At 37.6% G+C, this 22068-nt stretch carries 20 protein-coding genes; 18 read left to right on the top strand and 2 right to left on the bottom strand.

Translation table 11 applies throughout. The features are described 5' to 3' along the window. The first annotated feature begins 19 nt into the window (after positions 1-19). From WMO42_RS08070 to ilvC, 13 genes are all read left to right on the top strand, one after another. Positions 20-1657, top strand: a complete 1638-nt coding sequence (locus tag WMO42_RS08070) for a DEAD/DEAH box helicase (RefSeq protein WP_022502642.1) — start codon at positions 20-22, stop codon at positions 1655-1657. Then, complete coding sequence (locus tag WMO42_RS08075) at positions 1658-2341, top strand: methionine synthase (protein WP_116443757.1); 684 nt, start codon at positions 1658-1660, stop codon at positions 2339-2341. It begins immediately after the preceding gene. After that, the gene (locus tag WMO42_RS08080; RefSeq protein ID WP_349172576.1) at positions 2334-4790 is read left to right on the top strand and encodes a homocysteine S-methyltransferase family protein; all 2457 of its coding nucleotides are present in this window, start codon (positions 2334-2336) and stop codon (positions 4788-4790) included. The genes WMO42_RS08075 and WMO42_RS08080 overlap by 8 nt, the downstream gene beginning before the upstream one ends. A 130-nt stretch (positions 4791-4920) precedes the next feature. Continuing rightward, entirely contained in the window at positions 4921-5556 is a 636-nt protein-coding gene (locus WMO42_RS08085) for a redox-sensing transcriptional repressor Rex (RefSeq protein ID WP_022502645.1), read from the top strand. 26 nt (positions 5557-5582) lie between these two features. Further along, the gene (locus WMO42_RS08090) at positions 5583-6206 is read left to right on the top strand and encodes a hypothetical protein (RefSeq protein WP_022502646.1); all 624 of its coding nucleotides are present in this window, start codon (positions 5583-5585) and stop codon (positions 6204-6206) included. Then, positions 6203-7834 (top strand): NAD(P)H-hydrate dehydratase, encoded by a 1632-nt coding sequence (locus WMO42_RS08095; RefSeq protein ID WP_349191998.1) that lies wholly within the window; start codon positions 6203-6205, stop codon positions 7832-7834. Before WMO42_RS08090 ends, WMO42_RS08095 begins: the two co-directional genes overlap by 4 nt. Next, the gene (gene alr / locus WMO42_RS08100; protein ID WP_022502648.1) at positions 7834-9018 is read left to right on the top strand and encodes an alanine racemase; all 1185 of its coding nucleotides are present in this window, start codon (positions 7834-7836) and stop codon (positions 9016-9018) included. The genes WMO42_RS08095 and alr overlap by 1 nt, the downstream gene beginning before the upstream one ends. 134 nt (positions 9019-9152) lie before the next feature. Beyond that, positions 9153-9509 (top strand): type II toxin-antitoxin system PemK/MazF family toxin, encoded by a 357-nt coding sequence (locus WMO42_RS08105; RefSeq protein WP_022502649.1) that lies wholly within the window; start codon positions 9153-9155, stop codon positions 9507-9509. A gap of 86 nt (positions 9510-9595) precedes the next feature. Continuing rightward, the gene (locus tag WMO42_RS08110) at positions 9596-10483 is read left to right on the top strand and encodes a hemolysin family protein (RefSeq protein ID WP_022502650.1); all 888 of its coding nucleotides are present in this window, start codon (positions 9596-9598) and stop codon (positions 10481-10483) included. Further along, positions 10470-11231 carry an ABC transporter permease subunit gene (locus WMO42_RS08115; protein WP_022502651.1) on the top strand — a complete coding sequence of 254 codons (762 nt, stop codon included), beginning with the start codon at positions 10470-10472 and terminating at the stop codon, positions 11229-11231. The genes WMO42_RS08110 and WMO42_RS08115 overlap by 14 nt, the downstream gene beginning before the upstream one ends. A gap of 21 nt (positions 11232-11252) precedes the next feature. Beyond that, complete coding sequence (locus WMO42_RS08120) at positions 11253-11897, top strand: ATP-binding cassette domain-containing protein (RefSeq protein WP_349192001.1); 645 nt, start codon at positions 11253-11255, stop codon at positions 11895-11897. Positions 11898-11940: 43 nt separating this feature from the next. Then, complete coding sequence (ilvN, locus tag WMO42_RS08125; protein ID WP_022502653.1) at positions 11941-12432, top strand: acetolactate synthase small subunit; 492 nt, start codon at positions 11941-11943, stop codon at positions 12430-12432. A 31-nt stretch (positions 12433-12463) separates the two neighbouring features. Continuing rightward, a complete protein-coding gene (gene ilvC, locus WMO42_RS08130; RefSeq protein ID WP_055174115.1) occupies positions 12464-13489 on the top strand; it encodes a ketol-acid reductoisomerase in 1026 nt (341 codons plus the stop codon). Between the two features lie 79 nt (positions 13490-13568). Here the strand turns inward: ilvC and WMO42_RS08135 are convergent, their stop codons facing one another. Further along, positions 13569-15065, bottom strand: coding sequence for a PIG-L family deacetylase (locus tag WMO42_RS08135; protein ID WP_349192003.1), 1497 nt, complete (start codon positions 15063-15065; stop codon positions 13569-13571). Between the two features lie 179 nt (positions 15066-15244). On the opposite strand from WMO42_RS08135, the gene WMO42_RS08140 reads away from it, so the two are divergent. The 5 genes from WMO42_RS08140 (at position 15245) to leuD (ending at position 20133) form a co-directional block, all read left to right on the top strand. Next, on the top strand, positions 15245-16171 hold the full coding sequence (locus WMO42_RS08140) for a hypothetical protein (RefSeq protein ID WP_349192005.1): 927 nt from the start codon (positions 15245-15247) through the stop codon (positions 16169-16171). Between the two features lie 68 nt (positions 16172-16239). Continuing rightward, on the top strand, positions 16240-17022 hold the full coding sequence (locus tag WMO42_RS08145; RefSeq protein WP_116443760.1) for an adaptor protein MecA: 783 nt from the start codon (positions 16240-16242) through the stop codon (positions 17020-17022). 15 nt (positions 17023-17037) lie between these two features. Next, on the top strand, positions 17038-18093 hold the full coding sequence (locus WMO42_RS08150; protein WP_116443761.1) for a S66 peptidase family protein: 1056 nt from the start codon (positions 17038-17040) through the stop codon (positions 18091-18093). 197 nt (positions 18094-18290) lie between these two features. Continuing rightward, on the top strand, positions 18291-19556 hold the full coding sequence (gene leuC / locus WMO42_RS08155; RefSeq protein ID WP_022502659.1) for a 3-isopropylmalate dehydratase large subunit: 1266 nt from the start codon (positions 18291-18293) through the stop codon (positions 19554-19556). A gap of 91 nt (positions 19557-19647) precedes the next feature. Beyond that, positions 19648-20133 carry a 3-isopropylmalate dehydratase small subunit gene (gene leuD / locus WMO42_RS08160; RefSeq protein ID WP_022502660.1) on the top strand — a complete coding sequence of 162 codons (486 nt, stop codon included), beginning with the start codon at positions 19648-19650 and terminating at the stop codon, positions 20131-20133. Positions 20134-21106: 973 nt separating this feature from the next. Here leuD and WMO42_RS08165 read toward each other — a convergent pair. Next, the gene (locus WMO42_RS08165; RefSeq protein ID WP_349192008.1) at positions 21107-21934 is read right to left on the bottom strand and encodes a hypothetical protein; all 828 of its coding nucleotides are present in this window, start codon (positions 21932-21934) and stop codon (positions 21107-21109) included. Positions 21935-22068: the final 134 nt, after the last annotated feature.

The raw sequence follows: 22068 nt of genomic DNA on the forward strand, positions 1-22068 counted from the left end.
TTAAGAAATGAGGAAATGAATGAAATTTGACGAGTTAAACATTGATGAAAGAATATTAAGAGCTATTGAGGATATGGGATTTGAGGAAACTTCACCTATACAGACACAGGCAATTCCAGCTGTATGTGAAGGTATTGATGTTGTCGGACAGGCACAGACAGGTACTGGTAAGACAGCAGCATACACAATTCCTATGCTTATGAAGATAGACCCACAGATAAAAAAGCCTCAGGCAATCGTACTCTGCCCTACAAGAGAGCTTGCTGTACAGGTGGCTGAGGAGATAAGAAAACTTGCCAAATATATGAGTGATATTAAAGTTCTTCCAGTATATGGAGGACAGGAGATAGTAAGACAGATAAAGTCATTAAAGACGGGCGTACAGATTATTGTTGGAACTCCTGGAAGAGTTATGGACCATATGAGAAGAAAGACTGTTAAGTTTGATAATATTAATATGGTTATTCTTGATGAAGCTGATGAAATGCTTGATATGGGATTCAGGGAAGATATGGAAACAATTCTTACAGAAACGCCAGAAGACAGACAGACAGTAATGTTCTCAGCTACTATGCCAAAGGCTATTATGGATATTGCAAGAAATTTCCAGAAAGATGCCAGGATTATAAAGGTAGTAAGAAAAGAACTTACAGTATCTAATATAGAACAGTTCTATTATGAGGTAAGACCTAAGAATAAGACAGAAGTATTGTGCAGGCTTATTGATATATACAATCCAAGACTTTCAGTAGTGTTCTGTAACACTAAAAGACAGGTTGATGAGCTTATATCAGAGCTTAAGGGCAGAGGTTATTTTGCTGACGGAATACATGGTGATATGAAACAGCAGCAGCGTGACAGAGTAATGGATGACTTTAGAAGCGGCAAGGTAGACATACTTATAGCAACTGATGTAGCAGCAAGAGGAATTGATGTTGATGATGTAGATATGGTATTTAACTATGACATTCCTCAGGATGAGGAATATTATGTTCATAGAATTGGAAGAACAGGGCGTGCAGGAAGATCTGGAATGGCACTTTCATTTATAAGTGGCAAGGAAGTGTATAAGTTAAAGGATATCGAGCGTTACTGTAAGACTAAGATACTTGCAAAGCCTGTTCCATCATTGGATGATGTTAAGAACACCAAGCTTGATAATATGTTTGATAAAATCAGACAGACAATCGAAGAGGGTGGACTTACAGATATGGTTAATCTTGTTGAAGAACACGTTAATCAGGAAGAATATACATCTATGGATATGGCAGCAGCACTTTTAAAAATGCTTATAGGTGATACCCTTGACAGAGAAGATGAAGTAGAAGAATTCCATTTTGATACAGATAAAGATGATTCAAGAATGGTAAGACTCTTTATTAATATTGGAAAAAAGGATAAAATAAAGCCAGCTAATATTCTTGGAGCTATTGCAGGTGAATCTGGTATGCCTGGCAAGCTTGTAGGCGCGATAGATATGATGGACAACTATACATTTGTTGATGTACCAGCTATACACGCAGAGAAAATTCTTAAGGCAATGAATGATAACGTGCAGATTAAGGGACGCCGTGTTAATGTTGAGAAGGCTAACCAGTCAAGAGGCAAGGGCAGAGGAAAAGGCAAGCATAAGGACAAAGCAAGAAAGAATAAATAAATGAAAAAACAGGTGACATTAAGCAGTATAAACAGGGCAGAAGTATTAAGATACTTAGGATACAAGGGAATAGGGGCAGATGAGACAATAAACAGCCTTATAGATGAATGTGAGGCAGAGGTCTTAAAAGCGGCAGTTCCAAGATATGTATACAGGGTAGTGGATGTGACACAGGTCGATGAGGGCGTAAGGCTTGAAGGGACTTCTGTTACATTAAAAGGAAACTCAATTAAAGAACATCTTAAAGGCTGTAATAAAGCGGCACTTATAGCAGTGACAATCTCTGATGGAATAGACAGGATGTTAAGGGTGATGCAGGCCTCAGACCTTGCCAAGGCTGTAATATCAGACAGTATGGCAAGTGCAGCAATTGAACAGGTATGTGATAAGGTTGAGGCTGTTATTAAAGAGGAACTTCCAGAGTATAACCAGACATTCAGGTTTGGAATAGGATATGGTGATCTGCCTTTGTCACAGCAGGGCGAATTCTTAAAAATACTAAATGCACCTAAGCTTATAGGGCTTAATATAGGAAAGACTGATATGATGACACCAACCAAGTCTGTAACAGCAGTTATTGGGCTTACAACCGGAGAGGTCAGTTCAAAGAAAAAAGGCTGTATGTCGTGTAACCTTAAAGGTACATGCAGATTCAGGGAAGCAGGAGGACATTGTAATGAATAAATTAAAAGAACTTTTACAAAAGGATTATGTGATTCTTGATGGTGGAATGGGTACTATGCTTCAGGCGGCAGGAATGAAGATGGGTGAAACACCAGAGATGCTTAATATTACAGAACCGGAACTTCTCATTTCCATACACGAGCAGTATCTAAAGGCAGGTGCAGACATAATATATGCCAATACATTTGGTGGCAACAGATATAAGCTTGAAGAATGTGGGCATTCAGTTGATGAACTTGTAACAGCGGGAATTAAAAATGCAAAGAAGGCGTGTGCCAATGTGAATCCACGAGCACTTGTAGCACTTGATGTAGGACCTATAGGACAGCTTCTAGAGCCAACAGGTACATTAAGCTTTGAGGAAGCTTATGAGATGTATGCTGAGATAGTCAAGGCTGGTGAAGCGGCAGGTGCAGATCTTGTTGTATTTGAGACAATGACAGATCTGTTAGATGTGAAAGCGGCAGTGCTTGCAGCAAAGGAGAATAGCCAGCTTCCAATAATGACGACTATGACATTTGAAGAAAATATGCGTACATTTACAGGATGTCAGATATCTTCATTTGCACTTACAATATCAGGACTTGGAGTTGATGCCTTAGGTGTCAACTGTTCACTTGGACCTAAGGAACTTGAGCCGGTTATTAAGGAACTTACAGGCTGGACTAATCTTCCGGTTATAGTAAAGCCTAATGCAGGACTTCCCGACCCTGTTACTAATGAATATAATGTGACAGCAGAGCAGTTTGCTGAATTTATGAAGGATTTAAGAAAGTATGGCATTAAAATATTCGGTGGTTGTTGTGGAACAACTCCTGAATTCATAAAGTGCTTATCAGATATGTTACATAAAGAAGGCAATTTAGCAAAAGAGCCAGTGAAAATACCATCGGCTGTATGCTCAGCTACAAGCACAGTTATAGTTGACCAGCCAAGAGTTGTAGGAGAGAGAATTAACCCAACAGGTAAAAAGGTATTTAAGCAGGCACTCTTAGATAATGATATGGATTATATACTTGGACAGGCATTAGAACAGACAGGTGCGGGTGCTGATATTCTTGATGTCAATGTAGGACTTCCGGGAATTGATGAAAGACAGATGATGGTTGATACTGTGAAAGCACTTCAGTCAGTTGTGGATGTGCCTCTCCAGCTTGACTCAACTATACCTGAGGTTCTTGATGCTGCATTAAGAGTATATAATGGTAAGCCGATTGTCAATTCAGTTAATGGAGAAGAAGACTCTCTTAATAACATTCTGCCAATAGTTAAAAAATATGGTGCGGCAGTAATTGGCCTTGCTCTTGATAAAGATGGTATTCCTAAGAAAGCAGAAGACAGAGTTGCCATAGCAAGAAAGATTATGGACAGGGCAATAGCTATAGGAATTCCTAAAGAGGATATATATATAGACTGTCTTACACTTACAGCCTCAGCCGAACAGGAGGGGGTAATGGAAACGCTTAATGCACTTTATGAGGTTAAGCATACTCTTGGCTTAAGGACGGTGCTTGGTGTATCGAATATATCTTTCGGACTTCCTAACAGAGTGCTTGTCAATCACATTTTCTTAACAATGGCTATGCAGAATGGTCTTGATCTTGCGATTATTAACCCTAACATATATGAGATGATGGGGGCAGTAAGGGCATATAAGCTTCTTGCCAATATAGATAAGAATTCTGTTGATTATATTAAGGCTTATGCTTCAATGCCTAATATAAGCAAGATTAATCCAATGAATACAGCGGCAAATGCAGTACAGGGTGGTCAGACAGCACAGGCAGGTGGAAGTGTTAATCTTAAGGATAAGAAGGGCAGTTATACCTGTGATGACTTATTCTATGCAGTAGAGAAAGGTCTAAAAAATGAAGGTGCAGCAATAACAGAAGAACTTCTTGCAGGTATGGATTCTATGGACATTGTTAATAATGCCTTGATTCCTGCACTTGATAAGATAGGTGAGGAGTTCGAGAAGGGAACATTATTCCTGCCACAGCTTATAATGGCGGCTGGCGTTGCACAGGGAGCGTTTGAGGTTATAAGAAAACATATGATTATGAGCAATAATGCACCTGTAAGCAAGGGAAAGATTGTTATTGCGACGGTTAAGGGAGATGTCCACGATATTGGAAAGAATATCGTAAAGGTACTTCTTGAGAATTATGGTTATGAGGTTATTGATCTTGGAAAGGATGTTGAATATCAGGTTGTTGTAGATGCGATTAAAGAAAATGGTGCGAAGCTTTGTGGTCTGTCAGCACTTATGACAACAACACTTGTTTCAATGAAAAAGACAATAGAACTTATACATAAGAACAATCTTGATTGTAAGGTTATGGTAGGAGGAGCAGTGCTTACTCCTGAATATGCTAAGGAAATACATGCGGATTTCTATTCAAAGGATGCAAAGGAGTCTGTGGATATTGCTAAGAGAGTGCTTGGATAGAGTACATTTCTTTACTTTTTAGCAAAATAGTTATATAATTAACATTAATTTTGAAGGCTGATGGGAAGCTGGTAATTACAGGTTTCCCATCTCCTTTTCGTAGCAGTATTGCACAGGAATGGAGAATGTTATGGAAGAGAATAAGAAGATTTCATCGGCTGTTATAAGAAGATTGCCAAGATATTACAGATATCTGGGCGAACTTATAGAAAGTGGTGTTCAGAGGATTTCATCTAAAGATTTAAGTGTGAGAATGAAAGTTACAGCATCACAGATAAGACAGGACCTCAATAATTTCGGAGGTTTTGGACAGCAGGGATATGGATATAATGTGAAGTATCTTTATGATGAGATAGGCAAGATACTTGGAATAGACAGGAAGCATAATATGATAATAATAGGTGCTGGTAACCTTGGACGTGCTATTGTTAATTATACAGACTTTGAGAAGCGTGGTTTTGTTATATGCGGCGTATTTGATAACAATCCAGAGCTTAAAGGTGAAAGCATTCACGGAATAGATATAATGATGATGGATCAACTTGCCGATTTTATACATAAGAACGATATAGAGATAGTTGCACTGACAATACCAAAGCAGGCGGCTAAGGAAATCGGAAAGCAGGTTGCAGATGCAGGAATTAAGGCTATATGGAATTTCGCACATACAGATCTTAATCTGCCAGATGACGTAATAGTTGAGAATGTACATTTATCAGAAAGCCTTATGAGACTTTCTTACACAATTGCCAATAAGCACTCATAAAGATATTAAATCCAAAGGGGGAATTGATGGTGTCTAAGATAACTTATGAATTGTTAAAGAATAGTGATGTATTTAAGAATATTCCGATTCTTACGCTTGATGAGCGATGGTATCACCTTATTAACGAGAAGAATAAGACAGATGAGATTGCGTATTGGGAGAAACAGGTTAATGAACTGCTTAAGAAGCAGGGAAGAATTAATAATGACATTAAAGACATCAAGAAGCTTAAAAAGCAGCTTATCAATGATGTTGTTGAGAATATGGAAGATGATGATTCAAGTAGGCAGAAGCAGAAGCGTATGAGCCAGAACCAAAGACTTATACAGGAGTCTAATGACAAGATAGCTTCGCTTGAAGATGAACTCTTAGAAGTACCAAGAGAATTGGCAAGGGCTAACGAGAAGCTTCTTACAGAGACACTTAAAGCCTGCTATGACAGAATGAATGCCAATACAGAGGATATAGAGGTACTTGATAAGTGGATTAATGCTACAAGAGTCAAGCTTAAGAAGAATATTCTTATAAAACAGGATAAAGAAACTGTTAATAATAATATGTATTCTCTTATACACGATATTATCGGACCTGAGAATTGTAGTGCAGTTGACAGAATTAATGAAGGCAATGTAGGAGATAAGCAGGAATGAGATATGTATTAGATGCGGCTTCTATGAAGAATGTGGATTCTTATTCAATTAATACTCTTGGTATACCATCAGTTGTGCTTATGGAAAGAGCCGCACTCTCAGTGACAGAAGCTATTGAAAGCAAGGTTAAAGGAAATATACATACAGACATTATATGCGTATGTGGACGTGGCAATAATGGGGCAGATGGACTTGCGGTGGCAAGACAGCTTTATCTTAAGGGCTACAATGTGGATGTGTATATAATTAACTCACACGCTTCTACCAAAGAATTCGATATACAATTGAACATAATAAAGAATCTGGGCATAGAATGTATTAATAGCCCGGATTTTTCTAAATATGGGGTTATTGTAGATGCCTTATTTGGCAATGGCTTATCAAGAGAACTGGCAGGAGAGGCCAGAATAGTAGTAGATACAATTAATAAATGCAGTACATCAGTGCATTCGCAGTATACACAGAATAGCGACAATAATGGAAACAGGCTTGTTGTGGCTGTTGACATACCATCAGGTATAAGTGCATCGACAGGTGTGGTTATGGGATCTGCGGTTAATGCTGATATAACAGTTACCTTCGGATTTGAAAAAATCGGACATATATTATATCCAGCAGCTTCATATTGTGGGAAGATTATAAGAAAAGATATAGGTTTTGCACAATATCCGGATATGACAAGGGATATTTTCACATATGATTATAGTGATATATCTGATATGCTTCCGCTAAGAAAGCCTGATGGCAATAAAGGAACATTTGGAAAGGCACTTGTAATAGCTGGTTCAAGGCTTTATGGAGGTGCAGCAGTATTAAGTTCAAGAGCGGCGGCACGTATAGGTGCAGGGCTTGTAAGAACCCTTACGCATATAAGCAACCGTACAGCAGTTATAACGGGCAATATGGAATGTATTGTTGATACATATGATACTGATGAGGAATGTGGAGATTTTGTTAAGAATACAGAGACATTAGTGGATAAATGTATCTGCTGGGCAGATGTTGTGTGCATAGGTCCGGGGCTGTCTATGGAAGAAAGTGCAGTAAAGCTTGTAAGAAGTGTGTCAGCAAAGAAGAATATTAAAAAGCTGTATGATGCAGATGCCCTTAATATAATCGCCCAATATAAAATTGAACTTGATGGCAGTAATGATGATGTAGACTATGAAGCTGGCGGCAATAGTGGTAATGCTTCATATAAAGATGATATGTCAGATAAGAATGTTGTCGTTACACCACACATAGGAGAAATGTCACGTCTTACAGGACTTGATATTGCGGTGATAAAGAATAATCCTATAGATACAGCAAGAACATATTCAAGAGAACATAATTGCGTATGTGTATTAAAAGATGCAAGAACTATTGTTTCTGATGGAGAAAGAGTGTATATTAATATGTCAGGCAATGATGGAATGGCAACAGGAGGTTCGGGAGATGTGCTTTCAGGCATAATAACAGGACTTATGGCACAGGGACTTACTACTTTTGAAGCTTCAGCACTTGGCGTATATATACACGGCTGTGCAGGAGATGAAGCTGCCTTAAGTAATGGTAAGTATTCTATGGTTGCGGGCGATATTATTGACAATATAAAAAATGTGCTTATAAAAGCAAGAGGTGAATAATGAGTAAGTATTACAGAGTATATGCAGATGTAGATCTGGATGCAATCAGGGCTAATTGTATTGAGCTTATGAGCAAGACAGAACCTTCAACAAAGGCACTTGCAGTTGTTAAAGCAGATGGCTATGGACACGGAGATGTGGCTGTATCCAAGGCAGTAAGAGATTTAGTATATGGATATGCAGTTGCTACGCTGGATGAAGCTGTTAATTTAAGAGAAAATGGAATTAATAAGCCAATACTTATATTAGGCTATGTTGAGCCTGAGGAATATGAGGCATTGGTTAAGAATGAAATAGATGCAACAGTATTTGACTATGAGACAGCCAAGGCACTTAATGATGTTGCCTTAAGGCTTGGAAAGGTAGCTTTCTGCCATATCAAGGTTGATACCGGAATGAGAAGAATAGGTCTTGAGCCAGATGAAAGTGGTGTTGAGATAGTTAAAAAGATAAAGAATTTAAAGGCACTCAATGCAAGAGGCCTGTTTACACATCTTGCAACTGCTGATGAGAAGGATAAGACCGCTGCATTAAGACAGATTGCAAAGTATGATGCTTTTGATGATGCGTTGAAGAAAGAAGGTATATCATTTGAGATAAAGCATGTATCCAACAGTGCAGCTATTATAGATATGCCACAGGCTAATCATGGAATGGTGCGACTTGGAATTGCTTTATATGGTATGTATCCATCAGATGAAGTGGATAAGTCAGCAGTAGCACTGAAACCAGCACTACAGCTCAAAAGCCATGTAGCTATGGTAAAGACAGTTCCAGCAGGAGAAAAGATAGGTTACGGCGGAACATTTGAAACTAAGAGAGAAACAGTGCTTGCAACTGTAACAGTGGGATATGGCGATGGATATCCAAGGTCATTATCATCAAAGGGATATGTGCTTATTAATGGTAAGAAAGCTCCTATAACAGGAAGGGTATGTATGGACCAGATGATGGTAGATGTTACAGATATAGGTCCTGTAAATCGTGGTGATGTTGTAACATTAGTAGGAAAAGACAAGGATGCAGAGATTACAGTTGAAGAGATTGCTGCTTTAGCAGGAACATTTAATTATGAATTTGTGTGTGACCTTGGCAAGAGAATTCCAAGAAATTATTATCTTAATGGACAATATATTGGAAGTCATGATTATTTTCATGAGAACTGGAAGTTAATAACAGATTAAGAAGTAGTGTAATATACAGCATTTTCATAAAATTATTAAATAACAAACCTGCAAAATAATTGAATACACGTCAGAAACCTTGGCAATACTTTGAGTATAAACAATTAAGTAAATGCTTTGGGAGTGTGATATAAGTGGTAATTAAACGTGGGGATATATTTTATGCAGATTTAAGACCTGTGGTAGGTTCTGAACAGGGAGGTATAAGACCTGTTCTTATAATTCAGAATGATACAGGCAACAGGCATAGTCCGACAGTTATATGTGCAGCTATAACATCCAAGATGAATAAAGCTAAGCTGCCAACGCACGTTGAGATTGATGCGTGTCATTACGATATCGTAAAAGATTCAGTTATATTGCTGGAACAGTTAAGAACAATAGACAAGAAAAGACTCAAAGATAAAGTATGTCATCTTGATAATGAGATAATTAATCAGGTTGACAAGGCATTGAGGGTTAGTCTTGAGATGAACCTGAAACAAGATTGACGATATAATAGAATATATGGTATTCTATAGGGAATAATTATATAATAATATAATTATCTAAATAACGAAAGGAAATGGATATAACTATGAATGATGGTCATCCCGCGGATGGGAACCAAGGATTGTTTTCTGGCTTATTTAAGAAGCTTACTAAAGGAAAACGCGACGAAGATGTAACAGAAGAGATTATGGATATGGTTAATGAAAGCCATGAACAGGGAGTTATAGCTGAGAATGAAGCTGAGATGATTGGCAATATATTTGAATTTGCCGAGAAGCAGGCATCAGATGTTATGACCCACAGGAAGAACATAGTAGCACTTGATGCCTCACTTACAGTTAAAGAGGCATTTGATATAGTGATGGAAGAAAGCTACTCAAGATATCCTGTATATGATGATGATATTGATAACATAATTGGCATATTACATATCAGAGATCTTCTGAAGGTATACGTTAAAGGCAGTGATAAGGATAAGAAGCTTTATCAGGTTAAAAATCAGGTTATGTTTGACCCATTCTGTATTCCAGAGACAAGAAGCATAAGTGTATTGTTTAAGGAAATGCAGTCAAAGAAGAATCATTTTGCTGTTGTTGTTGATGAGTATGGACAGACAACAGGAATTATTACAATGGAAGATATACTTGAAGAGATAGTAGGTAATATTTTTGATGAATATGACGAGGAAGAGGAGCAGATAAGACAGCTTTCTGATGGAAGTTACGAGATGGACGGCCAGACACCTCTTGAAGATATTGAAGAGAAGCTTGATATTAAGTTTGACTGTGAAGATATTGATACTATCAATGGATATCTTATATATAAGCTTGGTAAGATTCCTGATGAGAATGAAGAGTTTGAAACAGAGTGTGGGGGATATATATTCCGCATATTATCTGTTGGCAATAAGATGATTCAGAAGGTGCTTGTGAGTAAAGCTGATAAGAAGGATAAGGGTAATGAAGCCGGATAAGATTAATAAGCTTATAAAAAGGCTGGCGGCAGTATCTTTGTGGCTGATAATATGGCAGATTGCCAGTGTGATGACAGGACTTGAGCTTTTGCTTGCAAGTCCTGTTACTGTATTAAGGACACTGGCGGGTATGCTTGTTACAAGGCAGTTCTATGGGATACTGTATTTAAGTGTTATGCATATTATGTCGGGTATGCTTGCTGGCTGTCTGATTGGAATATGTGCAGGAATATTGTCTGCACGGTTTGATTTTTTAAAGGAGTGGCTCGGCATTGCCGTACAGTTAATGAAATCCCTTCCGGTTGCGGCATTTATAATACTTGTGCTTATGTGGTGGGGTTCTAAAAATGTTACATTTATTATCAGTGCAATGGTTGTAATACCAATGATTACGACAGGCGTAAAAGAAGGCATTGATAATACAGATAACAAGCAGATAGAACTTGCCAGAGTATATGATATGACTGCATTTAACACATTCAGATATGTATATCTTACAGGTGTATATCCGTATATTACAGCACAGTTAAAGGTGGCAGCCGGAATGTGCTTTAAAGCTGGAATATCGGCAGAGATAATAGGGCTTGTGACAGGGACAATCGGTACGCAGATGTACTATGCCAAAATGTATCTTTTATCTGCTGAGTTATTCTCGTGGAGCATAGTTGTAATTGTGGTGAGCCTTGTTATAGAAAAATGTATAATATGGCTTGCGAAGATGCTATATAAGTGCATACAGCATATATAAAATTATTAAATTGGTAAAAATATGAAAACATTAAAATTATCAGATATATCAAAGAAGTACAATGACATCACAGTCCTTGCTAATGCTAATGCAGAATTTACTTCATCTAAGATAATCTGTATCAGGGGACAATCAGGAGCTGGAAAGACTACACTCCTTAATATTATAATGGGAGTTGTTAAAGCGGATAAAGGCATAGTGGAATTCGTTAATGATAATGGACAAAGTGTTAAGCCAAGGTTTTCAGCAGTATTTCAGGATTGCAGGCTTATAGAACACCTGTCACCAGTGATTAATGTAAAAATGGTGCTAAAGAAGAATAAGAAGAATTCTGCCAAAGACGTGGCTTTTGCTGTGAAGGGCGAGCTTTTAAAGCTTCTTGACAAAGAGGCACTAGATAAGCCTTGTAGTGAATTAAGCGGTGGCATGAAGAGGCGTGTTGAGATTGTAAGGGCAGTGATGGCTGAATCGGATATAGTTATTATGGACGAGCCATTTGCAGGTCTTGATGAAGTTACCAAAGATAATGTTATTAATTATATAATGAATAATATCAATAATCGTATTGTGATAATATCCACACACGATGAGGAAGATGTAAAAAAATTAAGAGCTAATGTGCTTTTTGTTGACAATAAAGCTGGCAGTTGCTACAATAATGTGTGATTTTAGATGACTGTCATATATTGGCAGTATGGAGGAAAGAGATATGAGAAGAGCAGTATTTTCAATTCTAGTAGACAATTCATCAGGTGTTCTTAGCCGTGTAGCAGGCTTATTCAGTCGAAGAGGCTATAATATTGACAGTCTTACAGTTGGTGAGACACTTGACCCTAAGCTTTCAAGAATGACAATAACAGTAACAGGTGATGATGATATTCTTGAGCAGATTGAAAAGCAGCTTGCTAAGCTTATTGATGTAAAGGAAATCGTAGAACTTCCTCATGATGAATCTGTATGCAGGGAACTTGTTCTTATCAAGGTATTATGTACAAGAGAGGAAAGACAGCAGATAACAACTATGGCAGATATATACAGGGCTAATATAGTAGATGTTGCTAAGAATTCTCTTATTATTTCGCTTACAGGAAGCCAGAGCAAGATAGATTCATTTATCGCATTACTTGATGGTTTTAAAATTACAGAACTCGCAAGAACTGGAATAACTGGACTTGCTCGTGGTGCTGCAAATTTAAAATAAATTATTTATTACATTCGGAGGTATTTGTAAGATGGCAGAGGCTAAGATTTATTATCAGTCAGATTGTAATTTATCATTACTTGATGGAAAGACAATCGCAATCATCGGTTATGGCAGCCAGGGACATGCACATGCATTAAACTTAAAGGATTCAGGATGCCACGTAATTATCGGTCTTTATGAAGGATCAAAGTCATGGAAGAGAGCTGAAGAGCAGGGCTTTGAAGTATTCACAGCAGCAGAGGCAGCTAAGAAAGCTGATATTATTATGATTCTTATCAACGATGAGAAGCAGGCTAAATTATATAAGGAAGATATTGAACCAAACCTTGAACCAGGCAATATGCTTATGTTTGCTCACGGTTTCAATATTCACTTCGGTTTAATTAAGGCTCCTAAGGGCGTTGATGTTACTATGATCGCTCCTAAGGCACCTGGACATACAGTACGTTCTGAATATCAGGCTGGTAAGGGAACTCCTTGTCTTGTAGCTGTAGAACAGGATGAGACAGGTAAGGCTCTTGATATGGCACTTGCTTATGGTCTTGGTATTGGTGGAGCAAGAGCAGGTCTTCTTGAGACAACATTCAGAACAGAGACAGAAACAGACCTCTTTGGTGAGCAGGCAGTTCTTTGTGGTGGTGTATGTGCACTTATGCAGGCTGGTTTTGAAACACTTTGCGAAGCTGGTTATGATCCACGTAACGCATACTTTGAATGTATCCATGAGATGAAGCTTATCGTAGATCTTATCTACCAGTCAGGCTTTGCAGGTATGAGATATTCTATCTCTAACACAGCTGAATATGGTGATTACATAACAGGTCCTAAGATCATCACAGAGGATACAAAGAAGGCTATGAAGAAGATTCTTTCAGATATCCAGGATGGTACATTTGCTAAGGAATTCTTACTTGATATGAGTGAAGCTGGCGGACAGGTTCACTTCAAGGCTATGAGAAAGCTTGCATCAGAGCATCCATCAGAGCAGGTTGGTGCAGAGATAAGAAAGCTTTATAGCTGGAACAACGAATCAGACAAGCTTATCAACAACTAATAATTATAAGCAGAATATAACCCCTCCTTACTGTATTGCTAAGGAGGGGTATTTTTATGTAATAGGGAATTCTGATGGCTTACTGCTTATTCTCGAATTCGTCCTTGTTCTCATCATATTTTTTCTTATATAAATTCCTGGTTCTATATGCCTGGGCTATAATAACAACTCCGATTATAATAATAGCAATTATTGTAATTGCTGATTGTTTGATATCAGGCTTGGTGTTTGCGGCATTATCGGCAGTATCTTCTTGGTCAATGCCGAATTCAACATCTATAGGTTCGTCCGTCTTGGTAGCAGCCTGTTCTTTGTAAGGTGTAACATTTTCCATCATATTATTAGTTGTATCCAAGCCGACAAGAGTTCTGTAAAGTCCGAATGAACGTGTATCGAATTGTCCATTAAAGGTTATTGCATAACCGCTGTCAAGCATATTAAATGAATAAGATATCTGTGATACATGTTTTTTGAAAGCGTCCTGTAATACCTGTACAGAAGTGCGGCTGCCAAGCTTATCAAGCGGTGTATCTACATCAAGAGTTATTGTATTATCACCATAAAGATGATAATAGGCCTTTGGAACGTCCCATAAGCCATACTTGGAAGCAGAATCAGGATACATATCAGCGTTATTGGAAGCTTCTAATGCTTCCTGTATTGCGGCGGCATATATACGGTGTCCGCCGTGTCCATATTCACCATTGAAATCCTGTGATACACATACTAAAGGCTTGAACTTTCTTATACATTCTGTTGAATATGAGATAATATCATCATATACATACTGTGATTTGGCTTTTTCAAGGCTTAAGGAGTATAAGTCCTCAAATGTTCCTTTAACAGGATAATTCTTAATTCCACATTCCCACAGACCATCAAGTTCCTCGTGCTGTCTTACAGGTTCAGTGAGAAAGAAATCGCACATATAGGCAATCTGTACATTAAGATTTTGCTCACCGCCATAGTTAGTAAGAACTCCACCTAAGAATAATATCTCATCATCAGCGTGTGTTGAGAATACAAGAATATCTGTCATTCCATACAGAGGTGCTTCCCATCTTTGCACATTGTCAGGAAGATTTCCCCTGGAATATGCGTATATGTCTGATATCTGCATACCCTCTGGTACATTTATTGTAATATCACGGCTTCCGTCTTTGATATCCATATAGTCGTGAAGAAATCCATTTTCTCCACACTTAACAGTCTGGCTGTTATAAGTAATCGTATAATTAGTGACTTCACTGCTCCATATGATGTAAAGCCCATAAATGTTCTCATCTGCTTTGACATTTACTGTGGCATTAGGGACGAGATTAATAGTTGTGTCATATGAGCCGTCTGTTAAATTCTTAGTGTAATCAGATACACTGCCATTATTATTAACGGATACGGTTATGCCTATATTATGTGCTGTATCATTGTCAGTTGTGGCAGAATTTCCAGATGTGATGTCCGGTGCATTTGCAATATTAGCAGTACTGCTGTCTGCCGCATAGGAAATGGTGTGTGAAGACAACACTATTCCGATGGCGGAAAATGCAATGACAGCAGATTTAAGTAGCAGTTTCATTATTAATCTCCAATCTGTATATATTTAATGTTTATATTGTTTTTACCATATGGTAAAATAACATATTATGCACATACTTTCAAGAAAAGATGCAAAATGGCACGTTTAAATAGATACATTTAATTAGAATAGATATTTTTAATAGATAAATGGATATAAGGAAAGAAGATATTAGTAAAATGAGGCTGAGAGTTGGAATATGTAATAACGAAATAATAAATGCCCAGACAGAGCTTGTCATAAGCCATATTAAAAAGGTACACAAGGATGTGAGCTTTACTAAGTTTGATATAGGCGGTGGCAGGCATTTTAATACATCAGGAATAGCAGGGGTGCCTGAAAATGTATTATGTAATATGAATGATGTTGTGCCGTGGTCAGTAGCTGTATCTGATGCAATATCAGCAGGTTATATAGATGTGGGAGTTACAGGTCTTAATGAACTTTTTGCTAATGATATGTCTGAAATATTAAAACAAGGTGTCACACTTAGTGCAATAACAAAAAGGCGGGACACAAGGGCTGTGCTTATAACTAAGAAGAAACGAAGAAGTGCTGATACAGATAATAAAGTAAAGCTTTATACGGACAATTACGATAAGCTTAAAAGGTGCAGATACATTTATGATAATACCAGTTGCCAGCTTTTAGATACAATAGAGGACTGCATTGATATGCTTATGGAAAATGAGTGTGATGGGGTATTTGCAGGAAGCGATAATATAAGAATGTTAAGGCTCAACCACATAAGAGGCTGTGATTATAATTATGTGGAGAATAATATATATATACCGGATACAGGGGAGGCAGTGTCTGCAATACTTACTGCTGATGATGAGGAAATATGCAGTATTATAGGTAAGGCAAGCGATGAGCAGACTATAAAGATAATAGATATTGAAAGTGCATTAATAGGGCGGATTAAGTCTTACGGAATGGTAGATGATGCAAAGGTGATTGTATCATTTAATGGTAAAAATGCTGTTATTGCAGCCAATATATACAGGGGTGATAAGAGCTTCCGATGTGAGGTGAAAGGCGAAGATGTATATATTGAGAGAATGATGGATAAACTTGTAAGACAGATTTTGCATAAATTAGCGTGATTAATATTGACAGATATGTTATTATTAAAATGTTGAATTATATATAGACTAGATGGGAATGGTAATTTATGGAATTTAAGAAGATAAATGAAGACAAGTTTCAATGCCTGTTATACGAAGAGGATCTTGAATATAATAATATAACACTTGATGATTTCTTTAGAAATGACACAGAAAAGATACATAATCTGTTGGAAGTTATTATGGACGAAGCACATAAGAATATAGGAGTTGAACTTGGTGGCGGCGTTATGTCATTACAGCTTGCACCACAGCCAGACCATTCAATCCTTCTTACTGTATCATCAGGAAAGGAAGATTTTGGTAATATGTTAAAGCAGGCAGGCGAGAGAGCTGCAAAAGCTTTAGGTGACAGGTCAAAGAGTGAGAGTAATGTTATAAAGAATGGCGGTGAGGATCTTAAAGCTCCGGAGTTCGCTGCATTTGATAAGTTGAAGGATATATTTGACCAGATGAAAGACATACCTGAGGCAGAGAAATTTATAAAAGAAGCTAAGAAAGCGAAAGATAATAAGCCAAAGGTCAGTGATGTTGTGACTGTAGGCTATGGCGTATATATTCTTGACAGCTTTGAGGACTTTGAAGATATGTGTATGGTATGCCCTAAGGTATGGGGAGTTGCCAATGGAATATATAAGAAGGACAACCGGTATTATCTTGTGCTTGAGAAGGGAAGATGTGCCAGGGAACGCTATAACTCAATATGTAATGTTATAAGCGAGTATGCACGCCTTGACTCAGAGAAAGAGCAGAGAGTTATATGGGTTAAGGAGAATTGTGAGGCGGTTATAAAAGCCAACGCGATTAATAAAGTTAAGAAGTATTTATAATTAAGGGAGAAGAATATGAGGTATCCGCATTTTCTTGCCTGTAATGGAAATATAGGCTTCGTTGCACCATCATTTGGCTGTGCAACGGAGCCTTATATTACAGGTTTTAAAAAGGCACAGGAGAGATTTAAAAATCTAGGTTATGGAATAGTTAATGGTCCTAATGTATATGAGGCAAATGGAATAGGAATAAGCAATACGCCAGAGCTTTGTGGACAGGAGCTTACTGATATGTACACATCTGACAAGTCTGATGCATTAATATCATGCGGCGGAGGTGAGCTTATGTGTGAAATTCTTGGTTATGTTGACTGGGATAAGATTGTTAAAGCAGAACCTAAGTGGTTTATGGGATATTCAGACAATACGAATTTTACATTTCTGCTTAATACAATAGCTGATACTGCAAGCGTATATGGACCTTGTGCGGCGGCATTTGGTGTAGACAAGCTTCATAATTCCCAGCTTGATGCAATCGGCGTGCTGACGGGAGAAAAGCTTAATATAAGTGGTTATGATATGTGGGAAAAGGAGTCTTTAAAGACAGAGGACAATCCCACGCCAGCGTATAACCTTACTGAGAAAAAGGTGCTTACAGCTTATATAGGAGATAAGAAGCTTGATAATAGTTCAGAAAGCTTTAATAATATAAAGGCATCAGGCAGGCTTATAGGCGGATGTATGGACTGCCTTGTCAACCTTTTAGGAACTAAATACGACAAAGTTAAGGAATTTAATAGTAAATACAGCGATGATGGCATTATATGGTTTCTTGAAAGCTGCGACCTTAATGTATTTTCAATAAGAAGGGCTATGTGGCAGATGGACAATGCTGGCTGGTTTGAGAATGTTAAGGCATTTGTAATTGGAAGGCCACTTGTATATGGACAGGAAATGATGGGACTTGACCAGTACAGTGCTATTATTAAAACAGCAGGAAGATACAATGTTCCGGTAATTATGGATGCAGATCTGGGGCATCTTCCACCAGCAATGCCTGTAATAAGCGGTGCATATGCAGAAGTTTCTGTTAAAGATGATAATATACATTTTTCATATGAGTTAAAGTAATATATAAAATGTATATATTATGATGAAAAGTGTAAAATGTACCAGATATGATGAAATATGTAAAAATTTTATGCTTATAAAACATAAAAACGTATAGAATTCAGATATCTTGCAAATGTATGGAATATACTGTAAAATAAATAAGATTAAGCGTTAAATATATAAGTATATACTTCGCGGATAAAGGAGGATTTATAATGGGAATGACAATGACACAGAAGATTCTTGCGGCTCACGCAGGTCTTTCTGAAGTTAAAGCAGGACAATTAATTGAGGCGGACTTAGACCTCGTACTTGGTAATGATATTACATCTCCAGTTGCCATTCATGAAATGGATAAGATGACTGTTAAGACAGTATTTGATAAGGATAAGATTGCACTTGTTCCAGATCATTTTGTGCCTAATAAGGATATTAAGTCAGCAGAGCACTGCAAATGTGTAAGAGAATTCGCAGCAAAGCATGATATTACTAACTACTTTGAAGTAGGACAGATGGGTATTGAGCACGCTCTTTTACCAGAGCAGGGACTTACAGTAGCTGGCGATGTTATTATCGGTGCTGATTCACATACATGTACATATGGTGCACTTGGTGCATTCTCAACTGGTGTAGGTTCAACAGATATGGCAGCAGGTATGGCAACAGGTAAGGCCTGGTTTAAAGTACCATCAGCTATTAAGTTCAATCTTACAGGAAAGCTTAACCCTTGGGTAAGCGGTAAAGATGTGATTCTTCATATTATCGGAATGATAGGTGTTGACGGAGCTCTTTATAAGTCTATGGAATTTGCTGGTCCGGGAGTATCTACACTTACTATGGATGATAGATTTACTATTGCCAATATGGCTATAGAGGCAGGTGGAAAGAACGGAATATTCCCTGTTGATGATCTTGCAAGAGAGTATATGAAGGAACATTCTAAGAGACCATTTGTTGAATATACAGCAGATGACGATGCAGAATACGATCAGGTGATTGATATTGACCTTAGCACAATTAAGTCAACAGTAGCATTCCCACATCTTCCAGAGAATACACACACAGTTGATTCTATAGATGATATCAAGATTGATCAGGTAGTTATCGGTTCATGTACTAATGGACGTATTGATGATTTAAGATGTGCCGCTAAGATATTAGAAGGCAGAAAGGTAGCAAAGGGCTTAAGAGTAATCGTTATCCCAGCTACACAGAAAATATATATGCAGGCTATAGAAGAAGGTCTTGTACAGACATTTATTAAAGCAGGAGCAGTTGTCAGCACACCAACCTGCGGACCATGTCTTGGTGGATATATGGGTATCCTTGCAGAAGGCGAGAGATGTGTATCAACAACTAACAGAAACTTTGTTGGACGTATGGGACACGTTGATTCAGAAATATATCTTGCAAGCCCTGCTGTTGCAGCAGCAAGTGCAGTTACAGGCAAGATAAGCCAGCCATCTGACCTTGGTTTATAATATATTGTAATCAGCACACTGAATATATTTAGAAGATACATAATTATTATGAATTATAAATGTGTACGAATACACAGGAAATGAGGAGTATATGAAAGCAGAAGGAAGAGTTTTTAAATTCGGCGATAATGTAGATACAGACGTTATTATTCCTGCAAGATATCTTAATTCTTCAGACCCAGCAGAGCTTGCTACTCACTGTATGGAAGATATCGATAAGGATTTTGTGAAAAATGTTAATAAAGGCGACATAATTGTTGCTAATAAGAACTTTGGATGTGGTTCATCAAGAGAGCACGCACCTATAGCTATTAAGGCAGCAGGTGTAAGCTGTGTTATTGCAGAGACATTTGCGAGAATATTCTACAGAAATTCAATTAACATCGGACTTCCTATTATAGAGTGTCCAGAAGCAGCTAAGGCTATCAATGCAGGCGATGATGTAGCTATCGACTTTGACAGCGGCGTTATCACAGATAAGACAACAGGACAGACATTCCAGGGACAGGCATTCCCAGAATTTATGCAGAAAATCATAAAGGCTGAGGGACTTGTGAATTATATCAATAATAAATAAAAAATGCATTACACACCGGTGCTGCTTAATGGACAATAATTCTAATTCTATTGAGCTTTGTGGCAGACGGACGAAATACAACAAAATAGCGGCTATATATCAACATCAGGCACGCTCCCGCTACTCTCAAACGCAGCGGATACTAAGGTGCTAAAGGACAGCACCTAAGTACCGGCGTTTTCAAAGTACCTGATTAACGATATATAGCCGCTATTTCGTTGTATTTCTGTGTGCTGGCAGAAGATAGATGTAGATTGTTTAGTAAAAGTGTTTTGCAAGCTCTGTAAGCATATCTGGCTGGCAGAAGATAGATGTAGATTGTTTAGTGGTAAGAGCAATCTGTATGTCCTATGATATGTATTTGCCCATAAGATAGATGCATATAGTTTAGTGACAAGAGCCCGTTGCACATTGTATGTTGGGCGGGTATAGGTGTAGTCGTGGGAATATAGATTATAGAATATATTCTGTATGGATTGAGTTCTGACATTCTAGGCTGAAGGGGATAGTTAATTGCTGGCGATTGTAGTTCACAGTAGGTAGATTGCACAGATTAGCTGGTTATAATATAGTATTGCAATATAGAATATAGGAATAAAAATAACAGATATAACACAATTACACCAGTTGAAATAATTACAATGTAATTTTGTTATATCTGCTATATCTGTTATCTATTAAGAAGCCAAGTGAATAAGACAAATACCCTTTAAATGAATAGACACCCAGCGGGCGGAATAGCCAATATATCAAAAGTCAGGTGCTTTGAAAACGCCGGTACTTAGGCGGTGTCCTTTACCGCCTTAGTATCCGCTGCGTTTGAGAGTAGCGGGAGCGTGCCTGATGTTGATATATTGGCTATTCCGCCCGCGTCCGTTGTCAATTAAAAGCTATCCGTTGTCAATTAAAAGCTATCCGTTGTCAATTAAAAGCTATCTGTTGTCAATTGAATTTATAACCAACCAATTGTCAATTATTTCACTTTCTCCGCCAGCCACTTAACATACTCAATCACCCTCTTAGAAATCTTCACACTATTATAAGCAGCCGCATAAGTAATATGCGATATATCCTCAATATAATTCCTTGTATAATTTACCGGAAATACAGGCTCTAACATATCAGCTACCTTATTATAAGCAATAGCTGCCTCATATTCCGTCCCATAAGTCCCTATTATAAAATCACCATTAATGTGAATTCTGCTCTGGAACATTATACGTCCGTTTTTTACAATCTGGCTCACGCCATTATATTTATTGACTACACACACATTTTCATATCTGAAATCGTGTTCGTCATTATTCCTGAAAATGTAATCTTTTCCTTTAACGGAATGACTGCGTATTCCAAATCTTGATAAAATGCTTGTCTGCATACCATAATCATTTACAAAATAATAACCGCCGCGGCACATAATTGTGTGGTGTGAATAATAGAAAAGGTCATCAATGGAAAATATAAGAGTATTCCCGGGTTCAAGAAAATACAAAAATGCCTTGTTGCACAGGTATATGGGTGTCTTAATATATATGCCATTGTCGCGGAAATTAATAAGACTTATGAACTTAGAATAAGGAAAATCAATATGACATTCGGCGTATGATGAAGTATGAAGGTCAATATTAACATAATATATATCAGGCTTAAAAAGTATATCGCAAGCAGTACAGTAAACCTGTGAGGCTGTATTTTCATCATCATAACTTCCGATACTTATATGTTTATTCTTATATGTTATTGAAACCCTGTAATATACAGAGCCGTCTTTTTTATTGGTCTTGTAAACACCTTTAGCCAAGTTGTGGTTCTCCTTTAACGTATCTTGATTATTATGCTATCATATATTAGTGATATGTTAATTTGATTTTATAATAAATACATTGCTATCTTAATAATATTGTATATATTACTGTCAGCCGGAAATTGTCTAAT

This window comes from Lachnospira sp. CLA-JM-H23 (genome assembly GCF_040096425.1).
GTDB classification, from domain to species: domain Bacteria; phylum Bacillota; class Clostridia; order Lachnospirales; family Lachnospiraceae; genus Lachnospira; species Lachnospira rogosae.